15 protein-coding genes are annotated in these 18,911 nt (G+C 40.6%); 4 read left to right on the top strand and 11 right to left on the bottom strand.

The window, feature by feature from the left end; translation table 11 throughout:
- Positions 1-3: 3 nt before the first annotated feature.
- The gene (locus PHO71_RS10020; RefSeq protein ID WP_300202537.1) at positions 4-1,866 is read right to left on the bottom strand and encodes a DNA polymerase III subunit gamma/tau; all 1,863 of its coding nucleotides are present in this window, start codon (positions 1,864-1,866) and stop codon (positions 4-6) included.
- 217 nt (positions 1,867-2,083) lie between these two features.
- On the opposite strand from PHO71_RS10020, the gene PHO71_RS10025 reads away from it, so the two are divergent.
- Positions 2,084-2,386 (top strand): septum formation initiator family protein, encoded by a 303-nt coding sequence (locus tag PHO71_RS10025; protein WP_300202540.1) that lies wholly within the window; start codon positions 2,084-2,086, stop codon positions 2,384-2,386.
- A complete protein-coding gene (locus tag PHO71_RS10030; RefSeq protein ID WP_300202543.1) occupies positions 2,383-2,721 on the top strand; it encodes a hypothetical protein in 339 nt (112 codons plus the stop codon). The genes PHO71_RS10025 and PHO71_RS10030 overlap by 4 nt, the downstream gene beginning before the upstream one ends.
- 117 nt (positions 2,722-2,838) lie before the next feature.
- On the opposite strand, the gene PHO71_RS10035 is transcribed toward PHO71_RS10030, so the two are convergent.
- Positions 2,839-3,447: an OmpH family outer membrane protein gene (locus PHO71_RS10035; protein WP_300202546.1), complete on the bottom strand. Its 609-nt coding sequence runs from the start codon at positions 3,445-3,447 to the stop codon at positions 2,839-2,841.
- A 25-nt stretch (positions 3,448-3,472) separates the two neighbouring features.
- Positions 3,473-3,706, bottom strand: a complete 234-nt coding sequence (locus PHO71_RS10040) for a hypothetical protein (RefSeq protein WP_300202548.1) — start codon at positions 3,704-3,706, stop codon at positions 3,473-3,475.
- A gap of 132 nt (positions 3,707-3,838) precedes the next feature.
- Here PHO71_RS10040 and PHO71_RS10045 point away from each other — a divergent pair, with 132 nt between their 5' ends.
- Together PHO71_RS10045 and PHO71_RS10050 are read left to right on the top strand one after the other, a co-directional pair.
- Positions 3,839-5,299, top strand: coding sequence for an aminoacyl-histidine dipeptidase (locus PHO71_RS10045; RefSeq protein ID WP_300202551.1), 1,461 nt, complete (start codon positions 3,839-3,841; stop codon positions 5,297-5,299).
- Positions 5,280-6,473, top strand: a complete 1,194-nt coding sequence (locus PHO71_RS10050; RefSeq protein WP_300202554.1) for an endonuclease/exonuclease/phosphatase family protein — start codon at positions 5,280-5,282, stop codon at positions 6,471-6,473. The genes PHO71_RS10045 and PHO71_RS10050 overlap by 20 nt, the downstream gene beginning before the upstream one ends.
- Positions 6,474-6,697: 224 nt before the next feature.
- On the opposite strand, the gene PHO71_RS10055 is transcribed toward PHO71_RS10050, so the two are convergent.
- The 8 genes from PHO71_RS10055 to PHO71_RS10090 form a co-directional block, all read right to left on the bottom strand.
- A complete protein-coding gene (locus tag PHO71_RS10055) occupies positions 6,698-7,873 on the bottom strand; it encodes a mechanosensitive ion channel domain-containing protein (protein ID WP_300202720.1) in 1,176 nt (391 codons plus the stop codon).
- A 122-nt stretch (positions 7,874-7,995) separates the two neighbouring features.
- Positions 7,996-9,543: a sulfatase-like hydrolase/transferase gene (locus tag PHO71_RS10060; protein ID WP_300202557.1), complete on the bottom strand. Its 1,548-nt coding sequence runs from the start codon at positions 9,541-9,543 to the stop codon at positions 7,996-7,998.
- Between the two features lie 4 nt (positions 9,544-9,547).
- Positions 9,548-11,365 (bottom strand): alpha-L-fucosidase, encoded by a 1,818-nt coding sequence (locus PHO71_RS10065; protein ID WP_300202723.1) that lies wholly within the window; start codon positions 11,363-11,365, stop codon positions 9,548-9,550.
- A gap of 26 nt (positions 11,366-11,391) precedes the next feature.
- Entirely contained in the window at positions 11,392-14,475 is a 3,084-nt protein-coding gene (locus tag PHO71_RS10070; RefSeq protein WP_300202559.1) for a glycoside hydrolase family 2 TIM barrel-domain containing protein, read from the bottom strand.
- Positions 14,476-14,522: 47 nt separating this feature from the next.
- Entirely contained in the window at positions 14,523-14,666 is a 144-nt protein-coding gene (locus PHO71_RS10075; RefSeq protein ID WP_300202561.1) for a hypothetical protein, read from the bottom strand.
- 302 nt (positions 14,667-14,968) lie between these two features.
- On the bottom strand, positions 14,969-16,549 hold the full coding sequence (locus PHO71_RS10080) for a sulfatase (protein ID WP_300202564.1): 1,581 nt from the start codon (positions 16,547-16,549) through the stop codon (positions 14,969-14,971).
- A 136-nt stretch (positions 16,550-16,685) separates the two neighbouring features.
- Positions 16,686-17,441 carry a nucleotidyltransferase family protein gene (locus PHO71_RS10085; protein WP_300202567.1) on the bottom strand — a complete coding sequence of 252 codons (756 nt, stop codon included), beginning with the start codon at positions 17,439-17,441 and terminating at the stop codon, positions 16,686-16,688.
- Positions 17,438-18,868: an RNase adapter RapZ gene (locus PHO71_RS10090; RefSeq protein ID WP_300202570.1), complete on the bottom strand. Its 1,431-nt coding sequence runs from the start codon at positions 18,866-18,868 to the stop codon at positions 17,438-17,440. Before PHO71_RS10090 ends, PHO71_RS10085 begins: the two co-directional genes overlap by 4 nt.
- Positions 18,869-18,911 lie beyond the last annotated feature (43 nt).

Genomic DNA, 18,911 nt, shown 5'->3' on the forward strand with positions numbered 1-18,911 from the left:
ATATCAATAAAGTTCCAATCCGAACTCATCTTTTAATTGCATCAATGCCTCATTCTTCTGCGCCATCAACTGGAACTTCTCAACGCGCCCTACGGCACGAACTGTTTCTGTTGGCGCACTAACCCGTACCGTCATCTGCACTTTGCTATTCTTCAGCCGTTTGCGAAGATAATCTTGCATTTTTGGAATCAGAGCTGTAAAATCCTTAGCAGCAATCTCATTATCAACTACTACTTCAAATGACGTGGAATTCCCTATTAGCACGGGACGAAGCCCCTGCATACGCTTAGCGATAGCCACTTGCTCTTTAGGCAACTGTCCGGCATATTCCTGCCAATAGTAATTCAAATCCCGATCGTTGAATATCAAATCTTCCTCGGGTTGCACCTGAATATTAGCAGTAGGTGTTGTAGTCGAATTTTGAGCGACCTGCTCCCGTTGCGGACGCTTGATAGATACCCCCAGACTCGACATCTTCATCACGGGAATCTTCTTTTCCTCTCTAATTGCAGGAGAAGCTCCTGCCCCTTGAGAACCGGAAGTAGAAACAGACGTCATCGGGTTTGCAGATGTGGCTGTAGACGCGTGTGTTTGTGGCACAACAGCAGCATTGACAGGAACTTGTGTTGCAACCGGCGATTGAGCGGAATGAACTACATTTTGTTGAGCAGGAGATGCACTAACAACCCGTGGTTGCTGTACAACGGCAGGTTGAGTAAATACGGGGTTAAGAGTCTTTTTAGGGCTACGCCCACCAATCACATCATCCCCCTCGGTGGTAAGTTGTGCAACTTGTATCAAAGTCAATTCAACCAGCAAACGCTTGTTCTTACTGGTACGATAATTCAAATCACAATCATTACACAACTTCATCGCACGGTACAAGAAAGGCAACGAACATTTTTGAGCCTGTTCCTGATAGTGCTGACGTATACTAGCCCCCACTTCTAACAGTGAAATAGTAGCAGTATCTTTACTTACCAACAAATCCCGTAGATGAGAAGAGAGTCCTGTAATGAAATGACTTCCGTCAAATCCTTTATTCAGCACATCATTAAAAAGTAACAATGCATCACTCACTTTATTTTCCAGAAAATAATCTGTCAGACGGAAGTAATAGTCATAATCCAACACATTGAGATTCTCAATCACGCTTTTATAAGTGATATTCCCTCCGGTAAAACTGACTACCTGGTCGAAAATAGATAATGCATCACGCATCCCTCCATCGGCTTTCAAAGCAATCACATTCAAAGCTTCCGGCTCTGCTGTAATCCGCTCCTTTGAAGCAACATACGACAAATGTTCTACTGTATCTTCGACACTGATCCGATTGAAATCATAAATCTGACAACGGGAAAGAATAGTAGGAAGAATCTTATGTTTTTCTGTGGTAGCAAGAATAAAAATAGCATGGCGGGGTGGCTCTTCCAATGTCTTCAGAAAGGCATTGAAAGCAGAAGCTGAAAGCATATGTACCTCATCGATAATATATACTTTATACTTACCGATCTGGGGCGGAATACGTACTTGTTCAACCAACTGACGAATATCATCTACCGAATTATTGGAAGCAGCATCAAGTTCGTGTATATTATAGGAGCGTTGTTCATTGAAAGCAACACAAGACTCACACTCATTACATGCCTCACCGTCAGCGGTAGGTGTCATACAATTTATTGTCTTGGCGAAAATACGAGCACAAGTCGTTTTTCCCACTCCTCGCGGTCCGCAAAATAAATAAGCATGGGCCAATTTCTGAGTAGCAATTGCATTTTTCAGTGTGGTAGTCAGCGCCCGCTGCCCTACTACTGATTCAAATGTGGACGGACGATATTTACGGGCTGATACAATATAGTTTTCCATATCCGGGATTCTCTCTGTTTTTGAGTTTCTGAAAAATAACGCGAATAAGGCTGATTAAAGCATTCTTGGGCAATGCACGTACGACCTATTATCGCTTTCAGTGCAAAAGTACATAAAAAAGTGATAAGTAATAAATGTTAGATAGAGAAGTTTTGAACCCAAAGCGATAAGTTTTTAAGTTATTAGTTTTATCTTTGCAGATATAAAAAGAGAAATTATGGGCAAACTCATCACTATCTGGAATTTTATATGCAGCCACAAGTATTTGATTACTATTGGTACATTTGCTGTCATTATTGGCTTTCTGGACGAAAACAGTCTGATCCGTCGTTTTGGATATGAACGTGAAATCAGCCAACTGAAAGAAGAGATTGAGAAATACCGGATAGATTACGAAGAGAACACCAAACGCCTCAACGAACTAAATTCTAATCCGGATGCCATTGAGCAAATCGCCCGTGAAAAGTATCTGATGAAAAAACCCAACGAAGATATTTACGTTTTTGAAGAAAATCAATGAAGCAATTAGTACCTGCCTTTTTTGTTGTAGGAGCCATTATGGCTCTCGCCGGAGCTGCTATTTATATTACCGGTTGGAATTATGCTCCTTATATTTATACCATCGGAGCCGGATTTGTTGCATTGGCACAAGTAAATACTCCGGTTAAGGGAAAAAGCAAAACCCTCAAGCGATTGCGTATCCAACAGATATTCGGTGCACTGGCATTAATCCTGACGGGTGCTTTTATGTTTACGACCCGTGGAAATGAATGGATCGCTTGTCTTACTATAGGAGCTATTTTAGAACTCTACACTGCTTTTCGAATTCCTCAGGAAGAAGAGAAAGAAAGGTAATAAAAAAAGCCTATTATGACTTCACAGTCTTAAACAGGCATACATACACAAATATAAGAAAAATCAAGAAAAAAAACTCCTTCCTCTTTTTAGAGAAAGGAGGCTATATAAATTATTTTATTTCTTAGCCGGAGCTGAATATCTGGCATTCAATCCGTCTACTATTTCTTTTGTGATATTGAAAGCGCTATCAGCATAAAGCAAGTTATCAAAACCTGTATTGCTGAAAATCAAATTATAACGATGTGTCTTATTATATTCTTTCAAGAAAGCATTGATAGAGTCGCGGAATAACAAACTGTTTTTATTATTCTCTTCCATCAAACCATTTTGAAGTTTGTTACTAAGTTCTTGTAAATCTTGCTCCATTTTAGCAAGGCGGTTATATTCTTGTTGAGCTCTCTCCGGTGAAAGGAAAGCATTATTCTCATACTTTTTCTGCCATTCCTGTTGGTCTTTTCTCAAAGCATTGCTTTTTTCAGTCAATGTCAAGCGAACGTTTTCGCTCTTCTTTACCATCGCTTCATTTAAATCAATACAAAAATTATATTTAGACAGCAATGTATCTATTTCAACATAAGCAATCTTCATTCCTGAAAGTTCGGCATTAGCCGTCTGAGTTGGAGCTGTAGCAGTTTGATTATCAGTTTTGCCGGTGCATTGTGAAAATAAAACGATAAACGCAAGAGCAGCTAAACCGTTCATGAGGTAGTTCATTCTATTCATAACTATAAATATTGTTTTTAATTAATTAGTTCATACTATCGTTTAAGGCTTTTTCCAATTTATCAATAGAAAAACGCGGTTTCTTTTGTGCTTCACGATCTTGTGACTGCGCACAACCTATTCCTTTTTTCCGCAATGCTTTATTGCCGCTTACATGACCATTCGGGAACTTCCCACCCTTCGTAAAGAATACTTTCACCCCTAATAATAAAAGGGAAATAGCAACTATTAACAAAGTTATCAGTACAGTCTCAACCATTTCTATTAATTTTGTGGATGCAAAGATAGGCTTTAATGAGATATGAGTTCAGATAAGTCAATCAAATTAACCATATTTAGCAATAGAAAGGACTGAAAACGATCCCTCTATTCCTATTATAAAATAAATAGCATGGAAAAAAAAGATTTAAAGCCGGCTGGCGTATTCAAGTATTTCGAAGAAATCTGTCAAGTGCCGCGCCCTTCAAAGAAGGAAGAGAAAATGATTGCCTACCTGAAGGCATTCGGAGCAAAACATAACCTGGAAACAAAAGTAGACGAAGCAGGTAACGTATTGATCAAGAAACCTGCTACTCGGGGAAAAGAACACCTCCAAACAGTCGTATTACAGTCACATATCGACATGGTATGCGAAAAGAACAACGATGTTAAACATGATTTCCTCACTGATCCTATTGAAACAGAAATAGATGGTGAATGGTTGAAGGCAAAAGGAACAACTCTTGGAGCTGACAACGGTATTGGAGTGGCTACAGAACTTGCCATTCTGACCGATGACAGTATTGAACACGGACCACTGGAATGCCTCTTTACTGTAGATGAAGAAACTGGGCTGACCGGGGCTTTCGCTCTACAAGAAGGATTTATGAGCGGTGATATTTTGTTGAACCTTGACTCAGAAGACGAAGGAGAAATCTTTATCGGATGTGCCGGAGGTATTGATTCTGTGGCGGAATTTAAATATAAAGAAGTAGAAGTTCCTGTAGGATATTTTTTCTTCAAAGTAGAAGTAAAAGGCCTGAAAGGTGGACATTCCGGTGCTGATATTCATCTAGGAAGAGGTAACGCTAATAAGATATTGAACCGCTTCCTCAGCCGCATGGCTGCCAGACAGGATTTGTATCTTTGTGAGATTAATGGAGGCAACTTGCGCAATGCTATCGCCCGCGAAGCATATGCTATCTGCGCTGTTCCCGAAAATGCGAAGCATGATGTTCGTACTGAACTGAATATCTTCACCAGCGAAATAGAAAATGAGCTTGCCGTTATCGAACCGGACTTGAAACTAGTACTTGAATCAGAGATTCCTCGTAAAACAGCGATCGACCAAGATACGATGAACCGCCTGTTGAAAGCATTATATGCTGCTCCTCACGGAGTATATGCCATGAGTCAGGATATTCCGGGCTTGGTAGAAACTTCTACTAACCTCGCTTCTGTTAAAATGAAACCTGATAATATTATCCGTATTGAAACCAGCCAACGCAGTTCTATTTTGTCAGCCCGTAATGATATGGCGAATACGGTGCGTGCAGTTTTCCAACTGGCGGATGCTACTGTCACCTTTGGTGAAGGATATCCAGGTTGGAAACCGAATCCACACTCAGTCATTCTGGAAGTTGCAACTGAGTCATACAAACGACTGTTCGGGGTGGATGCCAAGGTTAAAGCTATCCATGCCGGTTTGGAATGCGGCCTGTTCCTCGATAAATATCCGACTTTGGATATGGTTTCTTTCGGTCCGACCCTTACCGGTGTACATTCACCGGACGAACGGATGCTGATTCCTACTGTAGAGAAATTCTGGAAGCATCTGTTAGATATTCTGGCACATGTCCCGGCAAAGAAATGACAGACAAATAATTTCACATAAAGAGGATTATGGCGATAGCAAGAAAAGATTAGCTATTGCCATAATCTTTTTGGGTATGTCCTTTTTAATTGTGTTCCATGCTTGGGGACAAACACAAAAAACACCTGTTATTACTAGACCTCACATCTCTTTCCGAGTGATGGAATGGAATTTAGAAAACTTGTTCGATATTCAGCATGATACTTTAAAGAACGATTACGAATTTCTTCCTGACGCCATCCGCCACTGGAACTACAACAGATACCAAAAGAAACTCGTTGATATCGCACGAGTAATCACAGCAGTCGGCGAATGGACCCCTCCCGCTTTAGTAGGACTTTGTGAGATAGAAAATGACTCTGTATTACGTGACCTCACCCGACGTTCTCCTCTAAAGAAATTAGGCTATCGCTATGTTGTAACTCACTCCCCCGATCAACGAGGTATAGACGTAGCTCTACTCTATCAACGTGATGTTTTCAAACTCATATCTTACCAATCTATAACCATTCCTCCCTTCCGACAACATCGTCCCACAAGAGATTTGCTCCATGTCAGTGGTCTATTATTAACGGGAGATACTTTAGATGTTATTGTCTGTCATTTTCCATCACGTTCCGGTGGAGCAAAAGAATCTGAGCCATACCGTCTCCACACTGCACAAATTCTGCAGACAGCGGCAGATAGTATTTTATTTACCCGTCAGCATCCACAACTGATTATTATGGGAGACTTCAATGACTATCCCACAAATAAATCTATCCGGGAAGTATTAAGCGCACAAGAACCTCCGATAAACTCCGTGGACACTGTTACATCAAATAGTTCTTCCGCCTTCTCAATGCCATCCATTTCGCCACAAAAACTTTATCACCTTCTTGCCCGTAAAGCAAAGTCACGTGATTTTGGTTCCTACAAATATCACGGAGAATGGGGATTACTTGATCACTTGATCGTATCGGGTACTCTATTAAATAAAGAAAGCAATTTTTATACCAGTGAAGAAAAAGCTCAGGTTTTCCGAGCTCCATTCCTTCTCACCAAAGATAAAAAATATGGCGACGATGAACCATTCCGTACCTATAAAGGCATGAAATATCAAGGAGGAATCAGTGATCATCTCCCTATTTATAGCGATTTTGAACTAATATTTGACCCGGAAACAGACTACTAATAGTCGAAATATAGACTATTAATAGCTGTCATGTAGAGGATTAATAGCTATCAGGTAGAGTATTAATAGCTGTCATGTAGGGTATTAATAGCTATCATTGAGTATATTAACAGCTGATAAACAGACCATTAACAGTATGCAGATAAAATTACTTTTTTCAACTACATAAGAGGAGGAGACGTAACAACAAAAAAGTTAATGATGTAGTGAAAAAGTCGGAAATACTATTCCGAATATTGATAAACTTTCAAATCAAACTTCGGTACCATTGCAAATAGGTGATCGAATATATCCGACTGAATTCGTTCATATTCTTTCCATACCTTATTTCTCGAAAAGAAATATACTTGTATAGGCACTCCGTACATGGTAGCCTCCTTCTGACTGATTATCAGATCTAAATCTTGATTCACAATGGGAAGACTACATAAATATCTTTCTATGTATACTCGATATACCTGTGAATTAGTAGGAACCACTCCTTGATCCGGTTGATAATCTGCCATTAAAGGAATTTCTTTTCGATAACGATCTAACATTTCCGGAGTACAGAATTGAAGAGTTGTCAGATCCAACGTAATATTCTTCATCACCCGGCGACCACCGGATTGCACCATTCCGCGCCAATTCTGAAAAGACCCGCTTATCAACGTATATGGAGGAATCGTAGAAATTGTATTGTCAAAATTCTGAATCTTGACTGTATTGAGTGAAATTTCTTTCACAATACCATTTGCATCACCTGAAGGAAGTGTAACCCAATCTCCCGGACGAATCATATCATTGGCAGAAAGTTGAATCCCCGCAACAAATCCCAGAATGGAATCTTTAAACACCAACATCAAAATAGCTGCCGAAGCTCCCAGACCAGCAAACAAACTTGCAGGTGATCTATTCACAATAATAGCAATGATGACGATTCCGCCAACAAAGAAAAGAATAACTTGCAACACTTGGATAAATCCTTTCATAGGTCGATCTTTCATAGACTCCTTCCCGTCATAAATATCCATTATCATTAATAATATACCATTAATGGCCAACAACAAGGAAAAAATAATATAAACAGTACAAGCCTTCTGAGAAATAAGCAACAACTCCTTCCCGCGAATAAAAGCCATAGGTAGTAAAGCATAAATCAAAAATGCAGGAATCGTATGAATCAGATTGTGAAACACTCTTCGCTTCATTAACAACGTATTCCATACGTGTGGTTTGCGACGAGTATATTGTCGCATTCCTCCTACAAAAATCGCCTGACAGAGATAGTTCAATCCAATAGCAATCGCAACCATCAATATGGCAATTATCGTTTCATCAAACCGATTCGCTATGTTCGGTTCCATCCCCCAATCTATCAGGATTTTATTCATCCATTTTCCTAAATCGACTACTAGCATAAGTTCCATCTTTTTAGATAGAATAACAGGCAAATTACAATTTAGTTTAGAAAAAAAGGGCTGATAGCCGATTCAATAATCGAAACTACCAGTCCCACTGCTACTCTCTAAGCATTTCTTCTCTATAGTGGCAGGCCGTAGCGGTCATCTACAATCTTTTCCAACTGTTCCGCCATCTTCTTAACTAATTTATGTTTCTCTTCTGCCAAGTTATTCTTTTCTGCCGGATCTTTCCTCAAATCATAGAGTTGTGGTTCCGGGCTATTTCCTAACTCAATGTTCACTTGTTTATTATATACCGGACCTTTTCCGGGACGAAGATATTTCCACACACCATCCGTCACCGAAAGATTATTCTGTGCATTCTGAAGCACAAGCCATTCCCGGCCTTTCTTCTGTTTACCTGTCCAAGACTTCAACATGGACTCACTGTCCGGTGCCGCACCTTCAGGCAAATGAGTATTCAATATATCTGCCAATGTTGCAAACCAGTCTATCTGGCAAAGCAATGCATCCGAAACAATTCCCGGGCGAATGACATTCTTCCAACTCCAGATACAAGGGACCCGTGTACCTGCTTCATAAGCACTATACTTTCCACCACGATAAACACCTCCCGGCTTATGATCTCCCAACAGCTCCACAGCTTGATCTTTGTATCCATCGTCTACCACCGGACCATTATCACTCGAAAGTATCACCAAAGTATTATTGTCCAATCCCAAACGTTCCAACGTATTCAGTATTTCACCTACCGACCAGTCAAATTCGAGTAAACAATCACCACGAGGTCCCATTCCACTCTTACCTGCAAATTGTGCACCCGGCACACGGGGAACATGTGCATCCTGTGTGGCAAAATACAAGAAGAAAGGTGCATCTTTATGCCCTTCAATAAAGGAAACTGCTTTACCAGTCAATGTTTCTGCTATCTTATCATCCTGCCAGAGAGCCGACTTTCCACCTTTCATATATCCAATACGGGAAATTCCATTCACAATACTCTGATTGTGTCCATGAGAAGGGTGCATTTTCAACAAATCCGGATCATCTTTTCCAGTAGGTTCACCGGGAAAATTCTTTTGATAACTCACTTGAACAGGATCATTCGGATCCAGATTAATCACCTGATCATTTTCCACAAACACACAAGGTACACGATCGCCGGTGGCTGCCATAATAAATGAATACTCAAAACCGATATCATTAGTTCCGGGTTTCAACGGTTTGTTCCAATCCTGTTCACCTCCTTTGTCTCCCAGACCCAGATGCCATTTACCCACTACTCCTGTATGATAGTCGGCATCCTTAAACATATCTGCCATAGTATAACGTTCCGGACGGATAATAGAAGCTGCATCACCATCCGCAATTCCTGTCCCTGCCCTTCTCCAAGCATATTCACCTGTCAGCATTGCATAACGGGAGGGTGTACTCGTAGCGGCGGCGCTATGTGCATTCGTAAAACGTATCCCCATAGCAGCAAGACGTTCTACATTTGGAGTATGAATTGTTTTCGCTCCGTTACAACTCAAATCTCCATAGCCAATATCATCCGCATAAATAAAAACCACATTCGGACGATTCATTTGATTCTCCTGTGCTGTTGCCTGAGAAACCAGACAAGAAGTCAATGCCAATGGCAATACCCCATACATTTCCTTTTTCATATCGTCATTTGATAATTGTCACTCCTATTTCATTCATCTCAACTTTAGCGGCAGTAGAAGTCGGCGTAGTAGATTCCAACCTGATAAAACGTGCGGGAATCTTCTTTCCGAAAGAAACAGTTTGCGGCAATGGATTATTCATTATATTACTAAATTCACCGTTAGCTGACACTTCCTGCCATTTCTTTCCGTCGATGCTCACATAAAACTTATAGCGGAAAGCCATTGACGGTTTTGCTTCTGCTTTCAGAGGAGCATATGTAAAAGCAGAAAGGGTAACCTCCTGACCTAAATCAATCGTCAATGGAGAAACTGACAACATTTTCCATTCCGAACGAGGCAGTGTATTCCAGTCTTCCCCCTGAACTCCTTCCTGAAGCGGTTCTGCATTATAAGCAGCAACCTGACTGATATTTGCCTTTAGCCGGCACTTGTCTATTCTGACCCGTAATTGGCCGGCTTTTATAGTTGGGAAACGCAACAAACGTTTATAGCCAACTGTTGTCCCCTTCCCTATTTCTTTCCAGCCATTATCCGTCAGCGCCTCCACCGTAAAAGCTTCCACCCGCTGACCTTTTGTTATATCTTCCCGAATCATTACTATATTAATCTCCGATCCCGGTTTCAAAGCATATATCTTTTCACTTCCCGAAGCCGCATCCCAATATTTTCGTCCTTTCTTCACCCTGTTATCGGAAAATACATTTTTACGGTAAGCTGCAAATTCCATTAAACGTTTCACATCTGCTTCATGAATCAACCCTCTGCGATCAGGAGGGATATTCAGTAAAAGCACTGAATTATAGCCAACCGATTGAAAATAAATATCTGTCAATTGTTTCAGTGATTTCACTTTACTGTCTTCCTCAGTATGATAAAACCATCCCGGACGAATAGAAACGTCTACTTCCGAAGGATACCAGAATAATTCAGTCGCTTTCTCAATCATATCACGGCTTCCCAAGTCTTTTGAAAGGCTAGATATACCCAAACGGTTATTACTTTCATCCGAACGTCCGTAAATTCCCGGAGCTAATACGGTGGCACTCCATTCAGTCTCACGCCCCAGACCTTTTTCATTACCTACCCAACGGACATCATCTCCCATAATGGCCATCACTGCTTTCGGCTGTAATCGCTGTATCGTCTTGTAGAATATATCCCAATCATAAACCTGTTTCTTTCCATTTGGCCCTTCTCCATTTGCACCGTCAAACCAGACTTCATGTACTTCCCCATAATTGGTCAGCAACTCCGTCAGTTGCTGGACGAAGAATTCATTATAACGAGGAGAATCTCCATAACACTCGGCATTCCTATCCCACGGAGACAGGTAGACTCCGAACTTCATGCCATATTTATCGCATGCCTCCCGAAGCTCTTTCACTACATCTCCCCGACCATTTTTCCAAGAAGATGAAGCTACGGAATGTTTTGTGGTAGCTGTAGGCCAAAGGCAAAATCCATCATGATGTTTTGCCGTCAGAATCACCATTTTAAATCCGGCGTCTTTAAGACTACGTACCCACTGCCCCGCATCTAATCCGGAAGGATTAAAAAGTGCCGGATTTTCCTTTCCGTCCCCCCATTCACGTCCGGTAAAGGTATTGATACCGAAGTGAAGAAATGCAGTCAGTTCCATTTGTTGCCAGGCATATTGTTGGGGAGTGGGGGCTAGCCTGGCAGCCAAATCTACTTTCTGCTCAAGGGTAGCATACGGGGGAAATTCGATATGCTTCACATAATAGTTTTCTTTCTTCTGTGCCTGACCGCTTAACACTATGGCAGAGGACAGGAAAAGGGAAATCAGCAGTTTATTCATCATCTCAAAATATATATTTGATACTTTTATTTATTCAAAATTTGTTTCACCGGACAAAGTGTAAATTCGAAACTCTGTTTTTTCAACGGCACCAGATACTGTGGCAAAACGCCCGGCCCGCAAGTGGCAGTACCCACTCCTGCTTGTTCGGCATCTAAGTGCACGGTAACCATTCCATCCCGCTCCAGTTCATTAATATGACGTGCCTTTTGTAATAATACATCTGAAAACGGTATTATACTCATTTGAAAAGGCAAATTTGATTCAAAAAATAGTCCTTCGCCTGATTGATCTGTCAATTTAGCCCAACGAACATCTGTCCGGTTGCCCGTTGATTGGGGAGTAACGTAATAATGGAACATCCGTTCGGGAGTCGTTTGATACAAGCCAATTATCCCTGATTGGTTACGGTCTATATAAGTCTCATTATCGCCACGCCCCAGATAAGAAAGATCATTGAACGTTTCGTTCATCCGGAAGGTAAGTCCCAAACGTGCCATAGACTTCACAATGGTGGTATCCGGTTGGAAAGTGGTACGGACTTTTACTGCTCCGTTCTTATCCAGCGCATAGATAAATTCTGCTTGTCCAAGTAGTTGTCCTTTAGCATTGAGTATTTCTACTTGTGCCGTAGTCGAATTCTTTCCTTCTTTTAATGAAACAACCTTCTGAGTCAGATGATCCAACCCGGCATTACGCCACAGACGGGCTCCGTTTTTATCCCGATTATCATTATCTGTAGCCGGACGGAATAGACTTAATGTAACTGGAGTAGCTAACAATTCTTTCCCCTCTAAAGTAAGAGAAGACAAGGCTCCTGTTGTTTTATCTATTGCAAATGCCGTTTCTCCGGATTTCTCCGGACAGTAAGTTGCAGTATTCCTATTACCGGGAAGTACAAACTGATCATAAGCTACTTCCCAAGCCTCATCAATCATTGGAGAAGCATTCTTCCTCGTCCAACTCACATTGAGATAGGCCTCACGAGCTATATCCGGAAGTTTCACATTGCCAAGCGTTACGTCTATCGTCGCATGAGGTTCACAATTAAGGGGATTCATGCCTTCTGCCACTCGCTCACCACGATCGGTTGTCACATTCCAATGGAATATATATTCATTCAGGTTAGAGAAATCATACCAATTCTTAATACGAAGTTTCAAATTCTTCGAATTCAACAAAGTTGCTTTTATATTCTGATATACCTTCTTCACTTCAAGTAAGTGCGGATGTGGTTCACGGTCGGCATTCACCAATCCGTTGCAACAAAAATTACCAAAACTAGGAATACCTTCCGGCCCGTAATCACCTCCGTATGTCCAATACCATTTACCATTCTCGTCTATCTCACGGAAAGACTGATCCACCCAATCCCACACATTACCGCCTTGCGCCATCGGTTCATTTTCGAATACATCCCAATACTCTTTTAATCCCCCACAGCTATTTCCCATAGCGTGCAGATATTCACAAAGAATAAAAGGACGATCAATGTCTTTCTTCGCTACATAGGCTTTAATTTCATCTACACTACGATACATACGGCAATAGATATCCGTATTATAATTTAATTCGGCACGCTCATATTGTACAGGACGAGTCTTATCTACAGACTTCAACCAATCATAAGTACGTTCAAAGTTGATACCGTTTCCCGCTTCATTTCCCAATGACCATATGACAATGGCAGGATGGTTTTTGGAACGCTCATACATCCGTTGTGTACGGTCCATATGAGCTGTCAGCCAAGTGCTATCCTTAGCCAGGGAAGCAGGTCCGTAACCCATTCCATGAGATTCAATATTCGCTTCGTCAATCATATACAATCCATAACGGTTGCAAAGCTGATACCAATACGGATGGGTAGGATAATGCGAATTACGAACCAGGTTTATATTATGCTGCTTCATCAACTTAATATCCTGCACCATCAGTTCCTTGCTTACCGTACGTCCCAACTGGGAATGTTCATGACGGTTCGTGCCTTTCACCAACACCGGAACGCCATTGACACAGAAACGCCCGTCATTGATCTCCGAAGTACGGAATCCGACTTCACATCCTGTCAGTTCGGTAACTTTTCCTTGAGCATCTTTCAGTTCCAGAACTAAAGTATAGAGATTGGGATACTCTGCACTCCAGACATTTACCTCCGGTATCCTCTTTTCATCAAAAACAATAAAATTGCTCAATCCACGGGATTTTATGTCGATAGCATCTTGCAAGATTGGTTTTCCAGAAACATCTTTCAATGTATAAGCCACAGAAGTGATGGCAGTAGCAGTACCTTCTACAGTTACTTCCAGCCCAAAGATACCATCCTTATATTTGTCTTTATCCAATGAAGCATCTACTTTATAATCGGCAATATACTGTTTGGGAGTGCTGTAAAGATATACATCCCGCTCTATTCCACTCAGCCGCCACATATCCTGACATTCCAGATAAGAACCGGAACTCCAGCGATAGACTTCTAAGGCTATTACATTCTCGCCTTCGTTCAACACGTCGGTAATGTCCCATTCGGCTGCCGTCTTAGATCCTTGATTATACCCTAGTAATTTACCATTCACCCACACATAATAGAAGGAAACCACTCCTTCACAACAAAGTACTACCCGACGTCCTTTCCAATCTGCAGGAGTTGTAAACGTACGACGATACGAACCGACTTCGTTCTCCACAGAAGGTACTAAAGGAGGAGTTTTTTTGAAGTTAAACATTTTATCGTCAAACTCATATGTCTCATTAACATAGATAGCCGTACCATATCCCTGACGTTCCCAATTACCGGGCACATTAATATCTGCCCATCCTCCGGTATAGTAGGAAGGTTGATAAAATTCTTTCGGACGATTATCCGGATTCTTTACCCAATGGAATTTCCATTTTCCATTCAGACTCATATAATACGGAGACTGTTCATATCCTCCGGGCTTTTCTATATCAGAAACATTGGTATAAGGCCATACATACGTATGAGGAGCGACTTTATTTAGTCCTACCGCATATTGACTTTGCCATTCAGGAAGTAACAGTTTCTGCGCTGTAGCCGGAATGATTGCTGCTCCTGCCAATAAGATTAGAAAAAATCGTTTCTTTAAATTCATTATTAAATTCTTTATTTAAAGTAGTTGAGTTGCCAAAGCAGACTACACTACCATTCAACTATAATTAATGATTGGATTATCACTTCATCAAAATATTTTTTTGATTCCTGACCAGGACGAACATGGCCTTTAGAACATACTCCTACTCCTAGAGTAGCTACCTTAACATAGCGGATTGTTACTCCTTTCATATCCATTGAAAGTTTCTACATAAACATTCCTTCACAAAATATATCTTCCGGAGTAAACCTTACAGCGCAAGTGAATAATCCTGCCCAGACCTACACTAATTCCGTTTGTTTCCTGTTTTCCACAGTAAGTATAGTCTTTTCCGAAAAAGGTAGTTCCAACTACCCGGCACTAATTATGCCGGGCGCGGAACTAAAGCTACTGAGTGTGTTAAGTTAGCTTCAGCACATCCTATCAGTAGGGGCGACAGGATGGCTATCAATAATAACAATAAATATTTTAATATGTAATTAGTTTAAAAAGCTCATTCCTTGTCACGTTCCGGTAAAAAACGAACAGGATCGTTATATTGCTCCTGAAGCTTCAGCAATTCATCTTTGAGTTCCTTCACTATCGGTTCATATTCAGCCTGTCCGTAGAGATTATGCATTTCTGTCGGATCAGTTTGCATATCGTAAAGTTCCCAAAAGTCGATATCGTTGTAGAAATGTATCAGTTTATAGCGTTCTGTACGTACACCGTAATGGCGTTTTACCATATGTTCAGCAGGATATTCATAGAAATGGTAATAGAGGGACTTTCGCCAGTTTTGCGGATGTTCACCTTTCAGTAAGGGTATCAATGATACGCCCTGTATATCTGCAGGAACTTCTACTCCAGCCAATTCGAGGAAGGTAGGTGCATAGTCAATATTTTGTACCATTTCAGTAATATCCCCTCTGCGTTCAAACCCCTTCGGCAGACGCATAATAAGAGGAGTTCGCATTGATTCTTCATACATGAAGCGTTTGTCAAACCAGCCATGTTCGCCCATATAAAAACCCTGATCGGAAGTATAGACTACCAATGTATTTTCAAGCAAACCTTTTTCTTTAAGATAATCAAGTACGCGCCCTACATTATCGTCCAATGACTTTACTGTTTTCATATAATCGCGCATATAACGTTGGAATTTCCAGTTGGCAAGTTCTTTTCCCTGTGGATTCTTTTGATAAAAATCGTCGATAATCGGTGTGTAAAACTTATCCCAAGCTGCCCGTTGCGCTTCATCCATACGCCCTATATATCTCTCATACAGAGATTTTAAACGACTTTTTTTATCAGGACGCAGCATCTTAAGATCATAAATCATATCCATATCTTTCACAATGCCCATTTCTTGAGCAGCAGCGGCAGGACGTCCTTCATAATCATCGAAGAAGTTATCCGGTAGCGGAAACGTTTTGTCTTCATAAAGAGCTAGATTACAGGTGTCTGCCAGCCAATTCCGATGAATCGCTTTATGATGAATGAGCAGACAGAACGGTTTATCCGGGTCCCGCTGATTTTCCATCCAGTCGATAGCATCCTCTGTAATAAGGTTCGTAATGTAACCATGCTTCCGAACAGTATCATTGTTCTGTGTGATGAAATCCGGATTATAATAATCCCCTTGTCCGGGAACAATTTTCCAATAATTAAATCCGGATGGTAAACTTTCCAGATGCCATTTCCCCACCAATGCAGTCTGATAACCAGCTTTTTGTAAAAGTTTTGGGAAAGTTAGCTGCGAACTATCAAATACACAGGTAGTATTATCATAAAATTTATTGGCGCAACTATGTTTACCCGTAATCATACATGCACGACTGGGACCACTCAATGAATTGGCTACAAAACTTTGTGTAAACCGTACTCCGTCCGCAGCAATGCGATCGAGATTGGGAGTTTCCATATATCGCGTATCATAACAACTCATCATTTGAGCCGTATGGTCATCTGTCATAATATAGACAATGTTCAAGGGTATCTGTTTCTCTATTTGTTTATTATTACATGAAACGAGAGAAGCAATAGTGGCAACTCCTGCCAAAGAATAGGATAAATTGAGGCTCTTTTTTTGCATAATATCACAGTGTTAGATAACGGTAGCAAAGATAGAGGTTTAAAGTTAATCCGATGTCTACAAATAGCTAATGAAGTTACAATATTCTCCATTTTTGACGGTTTCATCGAAGAATATCAGATATATAAAAGAGAAATTAAAAAAGAATGCCGAAAGATAAACTTAATTCTTCAGCATATGCCAGCGTCTCAGGTTTACCAATATCAATCAATTGTAAATTGTCCGTAAGATAACCAGTAAAATCTGCTTGTCGGCAGGTGGCAAGATAAAAATCCATAATGGAAAATTTTCCCTCCCAACAAGGAGCATCCATCAATCGAAAAATAGTAGGAGAAAGAACATGAATACCACTGAACGCATATTCCCGATAAAGAGTCTCGTCATAATAAAAACCCTCAGGTTTTACTTGCTCTGTATCTTTATTAATCCATCCACAAAGTTTTTTCTCTTCATCAAAAAGCAAGTAACGGGAAGTTTTACGCCGACTGGCGAGAAGAGTTGCAACAGAATCTTTTTGAATATGATAGTCATACAATTCTTTCAGATTGATATCAGAAAGTATATCTACATTATGAATCAGAAAAGGTTCGTCCGAATTCTCAAAAAAAGGACGGGCTTTCTTAATACCTCCACCTGTATCGAGCAGAAAGTCTCTTTCGTCGGAAATATGAATAATAAGTCCGAAGTTTTGATTAGCTTTCAAAAAATCTAGGATTTGATCGCCAAAATGATGAATATTAATCACGATTTCAGTAAAGCCAGATGCTTTCAACTTCAGGATTACATATTCTAACATTGGACGCCCGGCTATGGGAACTAAAGCTTTGGGCATCGTATCAGTCAAAGGTTTCAGCCGAGTACCCAACCCAGCTGCAAATATCATAGCTTTCATACAGTAGCCTCAAATGTCTTTTCTATATTCTGTTCACAATGCACCAATTCTACTTTTACTCCGAATTTCCGGTTCAGATGTTCTGCCATATGCTGAGCAGAGTACACAGAACGATGTTGTCCACCCGTACATCCAAAACAAACAGAAAGATTGCTGAATCCACGCTCCATGTATCGTTTTACAGAAGCATCTACCAAAGCATAGGCAGAGTCCAGAAAACGAAGGATCTCTCCATCCTCCTCGAGGAAATTGATGACAGGTTCATCTAGTCCCGTAAAAGGTTTGTAACGTTCATATTTACCCGGATTATTCACAGCACGACAGTCAAAAACATAACCGCCACCATTTCCGGTAGAATCGGCAGGAATTCCTTTTTTATACGCAAAACTCATCACTTTAACTATAAGTTGGCGCTTTTTCAAATCGTCAGTAAATTGTTTCAGTTCTGTAAGTTCTCTAAGCACCTTGCAAAGATATGGATACTCGGGATATTCTTCTTTCAGCAATTCTCGCAAATTCTCTATGGCATAAGGCACGCTCTGAATAAAATGAGGTTTCTTTTCAAAATATCCTCGAAAACCATACGCACCCAATACCTGCAAAGTACGAAAGAGTACAAAATGACGAAGCTGACTATAAAAATAAGGCTCATCAATCGGCTTATATTTACGCAAAGCATCAATATATTCCTCTAAAAGTTCCTTTCGGAGACTATCAGGATATTTAGCTTTTGCTTGCCAAAGGAAAGAAGCAACATCATAATAAAAAGGTCCTTTACGTCCTCCCTGAAAGTCAATAAACCAAGGTTCTCCGTCTTTAATCATCACATTACGACTTTGAAAATCACGATACATAAAGGTAGGAGAAGAACTACAAAACAGAACATCACTCATTTTCTGAAAATCATCTTCCAGCTTGTCTTCCTGAAATTCCATTCCGGTGGCTTTCAAGAAACAATATTTAAAGTAATTCAAGTCCCAAAGTATGGAACGTTGATTAAATTCTGGTTGAGGATAGCAACGAGTAAAATCAAAGCTGTTGGCTCCGGCAAATTGTACTGAAGGAAGTAAACGTATCGTTTTGCGCAACAATGTTTTTTCTTCCTCAGAGAAGACACTTGTAGCACGCCCTTTTTCAATAGTATTAAACAGAAGAGTATCACCTAAGTCTTCTTGCAAATAGCAACTTTTATCATCCGAAGTACAAAAGACTTCAGGAACAGGAATCCCTGCTTTCCGGAAATGATCCGCCATATAAAGAAAAGCTTCATTTTCTTCAATAGAAGTACCGTAGACACCAATTAATGTCTGCGCACCGGTAAGTCGGAAATAACGGCGGTTGGAACCTGAAGACGGCAATTCATTAATTGCTTCTGCCGCAACTCCCGTATATGTCCGATAGATTTTATGTAATTCTTCGGTTATCATAACTGTATATTTTCCAGCAAAGATAGAAATTAAGATTGTAGTT

This window comes from Bacteroides sp., assembly GCF_028690125.1.
GTDB lineage: Bacteria > Bacteroidota > Bacteroidia > Bacteroidales > Bacteroidaceae > Bacteroides.

What these genes read in the sequence shown, in the direction of transcription:
- PHO71_RS10040 (WP_300202548.1), bottom strand. Translation starts at nt 3,706, where the DNA reads ATGGTTGAGACTGTACTGATAACTTTGTTAATAGTTGCTATTTCCCTT.
- PHO71_RS10080 (WP_300202564.1), bottom strand. Translation starts at nt 16,549, where the DNA reads ATGCAAAAAAAGAGCCTCAATTTATCCTATTCTTTGGCAGGAGTTGCC.
- PHO71_RS10050 (WP_300202554.1), top strand. Translation starts at nt 5,280, where the DNA reads ATGTCCCGGCAAAGAAATGACAGACAAATAATTTCACATAAAGAGGAT.
- PHO71_RS10065 (WP_300202723.1), bottom strand. Translation starts at nt 11,365, where the DNA reads ATGAATAAACTGCTGATTTCCCTTTTCCTGTCCTCTGCCATAGTGTTA.
- PHO71_RS10020 (WP_300202537.1), bottom strand. Translation starts at nt 1,866, where the DNA reads ATGGAAAACTATATTGTATCAGCCCGTAAATATCGTCCGTCCACATTT.
- PHO71_RS10030 (WP_300202543.1), top strand. Translation starts at nt 2,383, where the DNA reads ATGAAGCAATTAGTACCTGCCTTTTTTGTTGTAGGAGCCATTATGGCT.
- PHO71_RS10060 (WP_300202557.1), bottom strand. Translation starts at nt 9,543, where the DNA reads ATGAAAAAGGAAATGTATGGGGTATTGCCATTGGCATTGACTTCTTGT.
- PHO71_RS10075 (WP_300202561.1), bottom strand. Translation starts at nt 14,666, where the DNA reads ATGAAAGGAGTAACAATCCGCTATGTTAAGGTAGCTACTCTAGGAGTA.
- PHO71_RS10070 (WP_300202559.1), bottom strand. Translation starts at nt 14,475, where the DNA reads ATGAATTTAAAGAAACGATTTTTTCTAATCTTATTGGCAGGAGCAGCA.
- PHO71_RS10085 (WP_300202567.1), bottom strand. Translation starts at nt 17,441, where the DNA reads ATGAAAGCTATGATATTTGCAGCTGGGTTGGGTACTCGGCTGAAACCT.
- PHO71_RS10055 (WP_300202720.1), bottom strand. Translation starts at nt 7,873, where the DNA reads ATGCTAGTAGTCGATTTAGGAAAATGGATGAATAAAATCCTGATAGAT.
- PHO71_RS10035 (WP_300202546.1), bottom strand. Translation starts at nt 3,447, where the DNA reads ATGAATAGAATGAACTACCTCATGAACGGTTTAGCTGCTCTTGCGTTT.
- PHO71_RS10090 (WP_300202570.1), bottom strand. Translation starts at nt 18,868, where the DNA reads ATGATAACCGAAGAATTACATAAAATCTATCGGACATATACGGGAGTT.
- PHO71_RS10025 (WP_300202540.1), top strand. Translation starts at nt 2,084, where the DNA reads ATGGGCAAACTCATCACTATCTGGAATTTTATATGCAGCCACAAGTAT.
- PHO71_RS10045 (WP_300202551.1), top strand. Translation starts at nt 3,839, where the DNA reads ATGGAAAAAAAAGATTTAAAGCCGGCTGGCGTATTCAAGTATTTCGAA.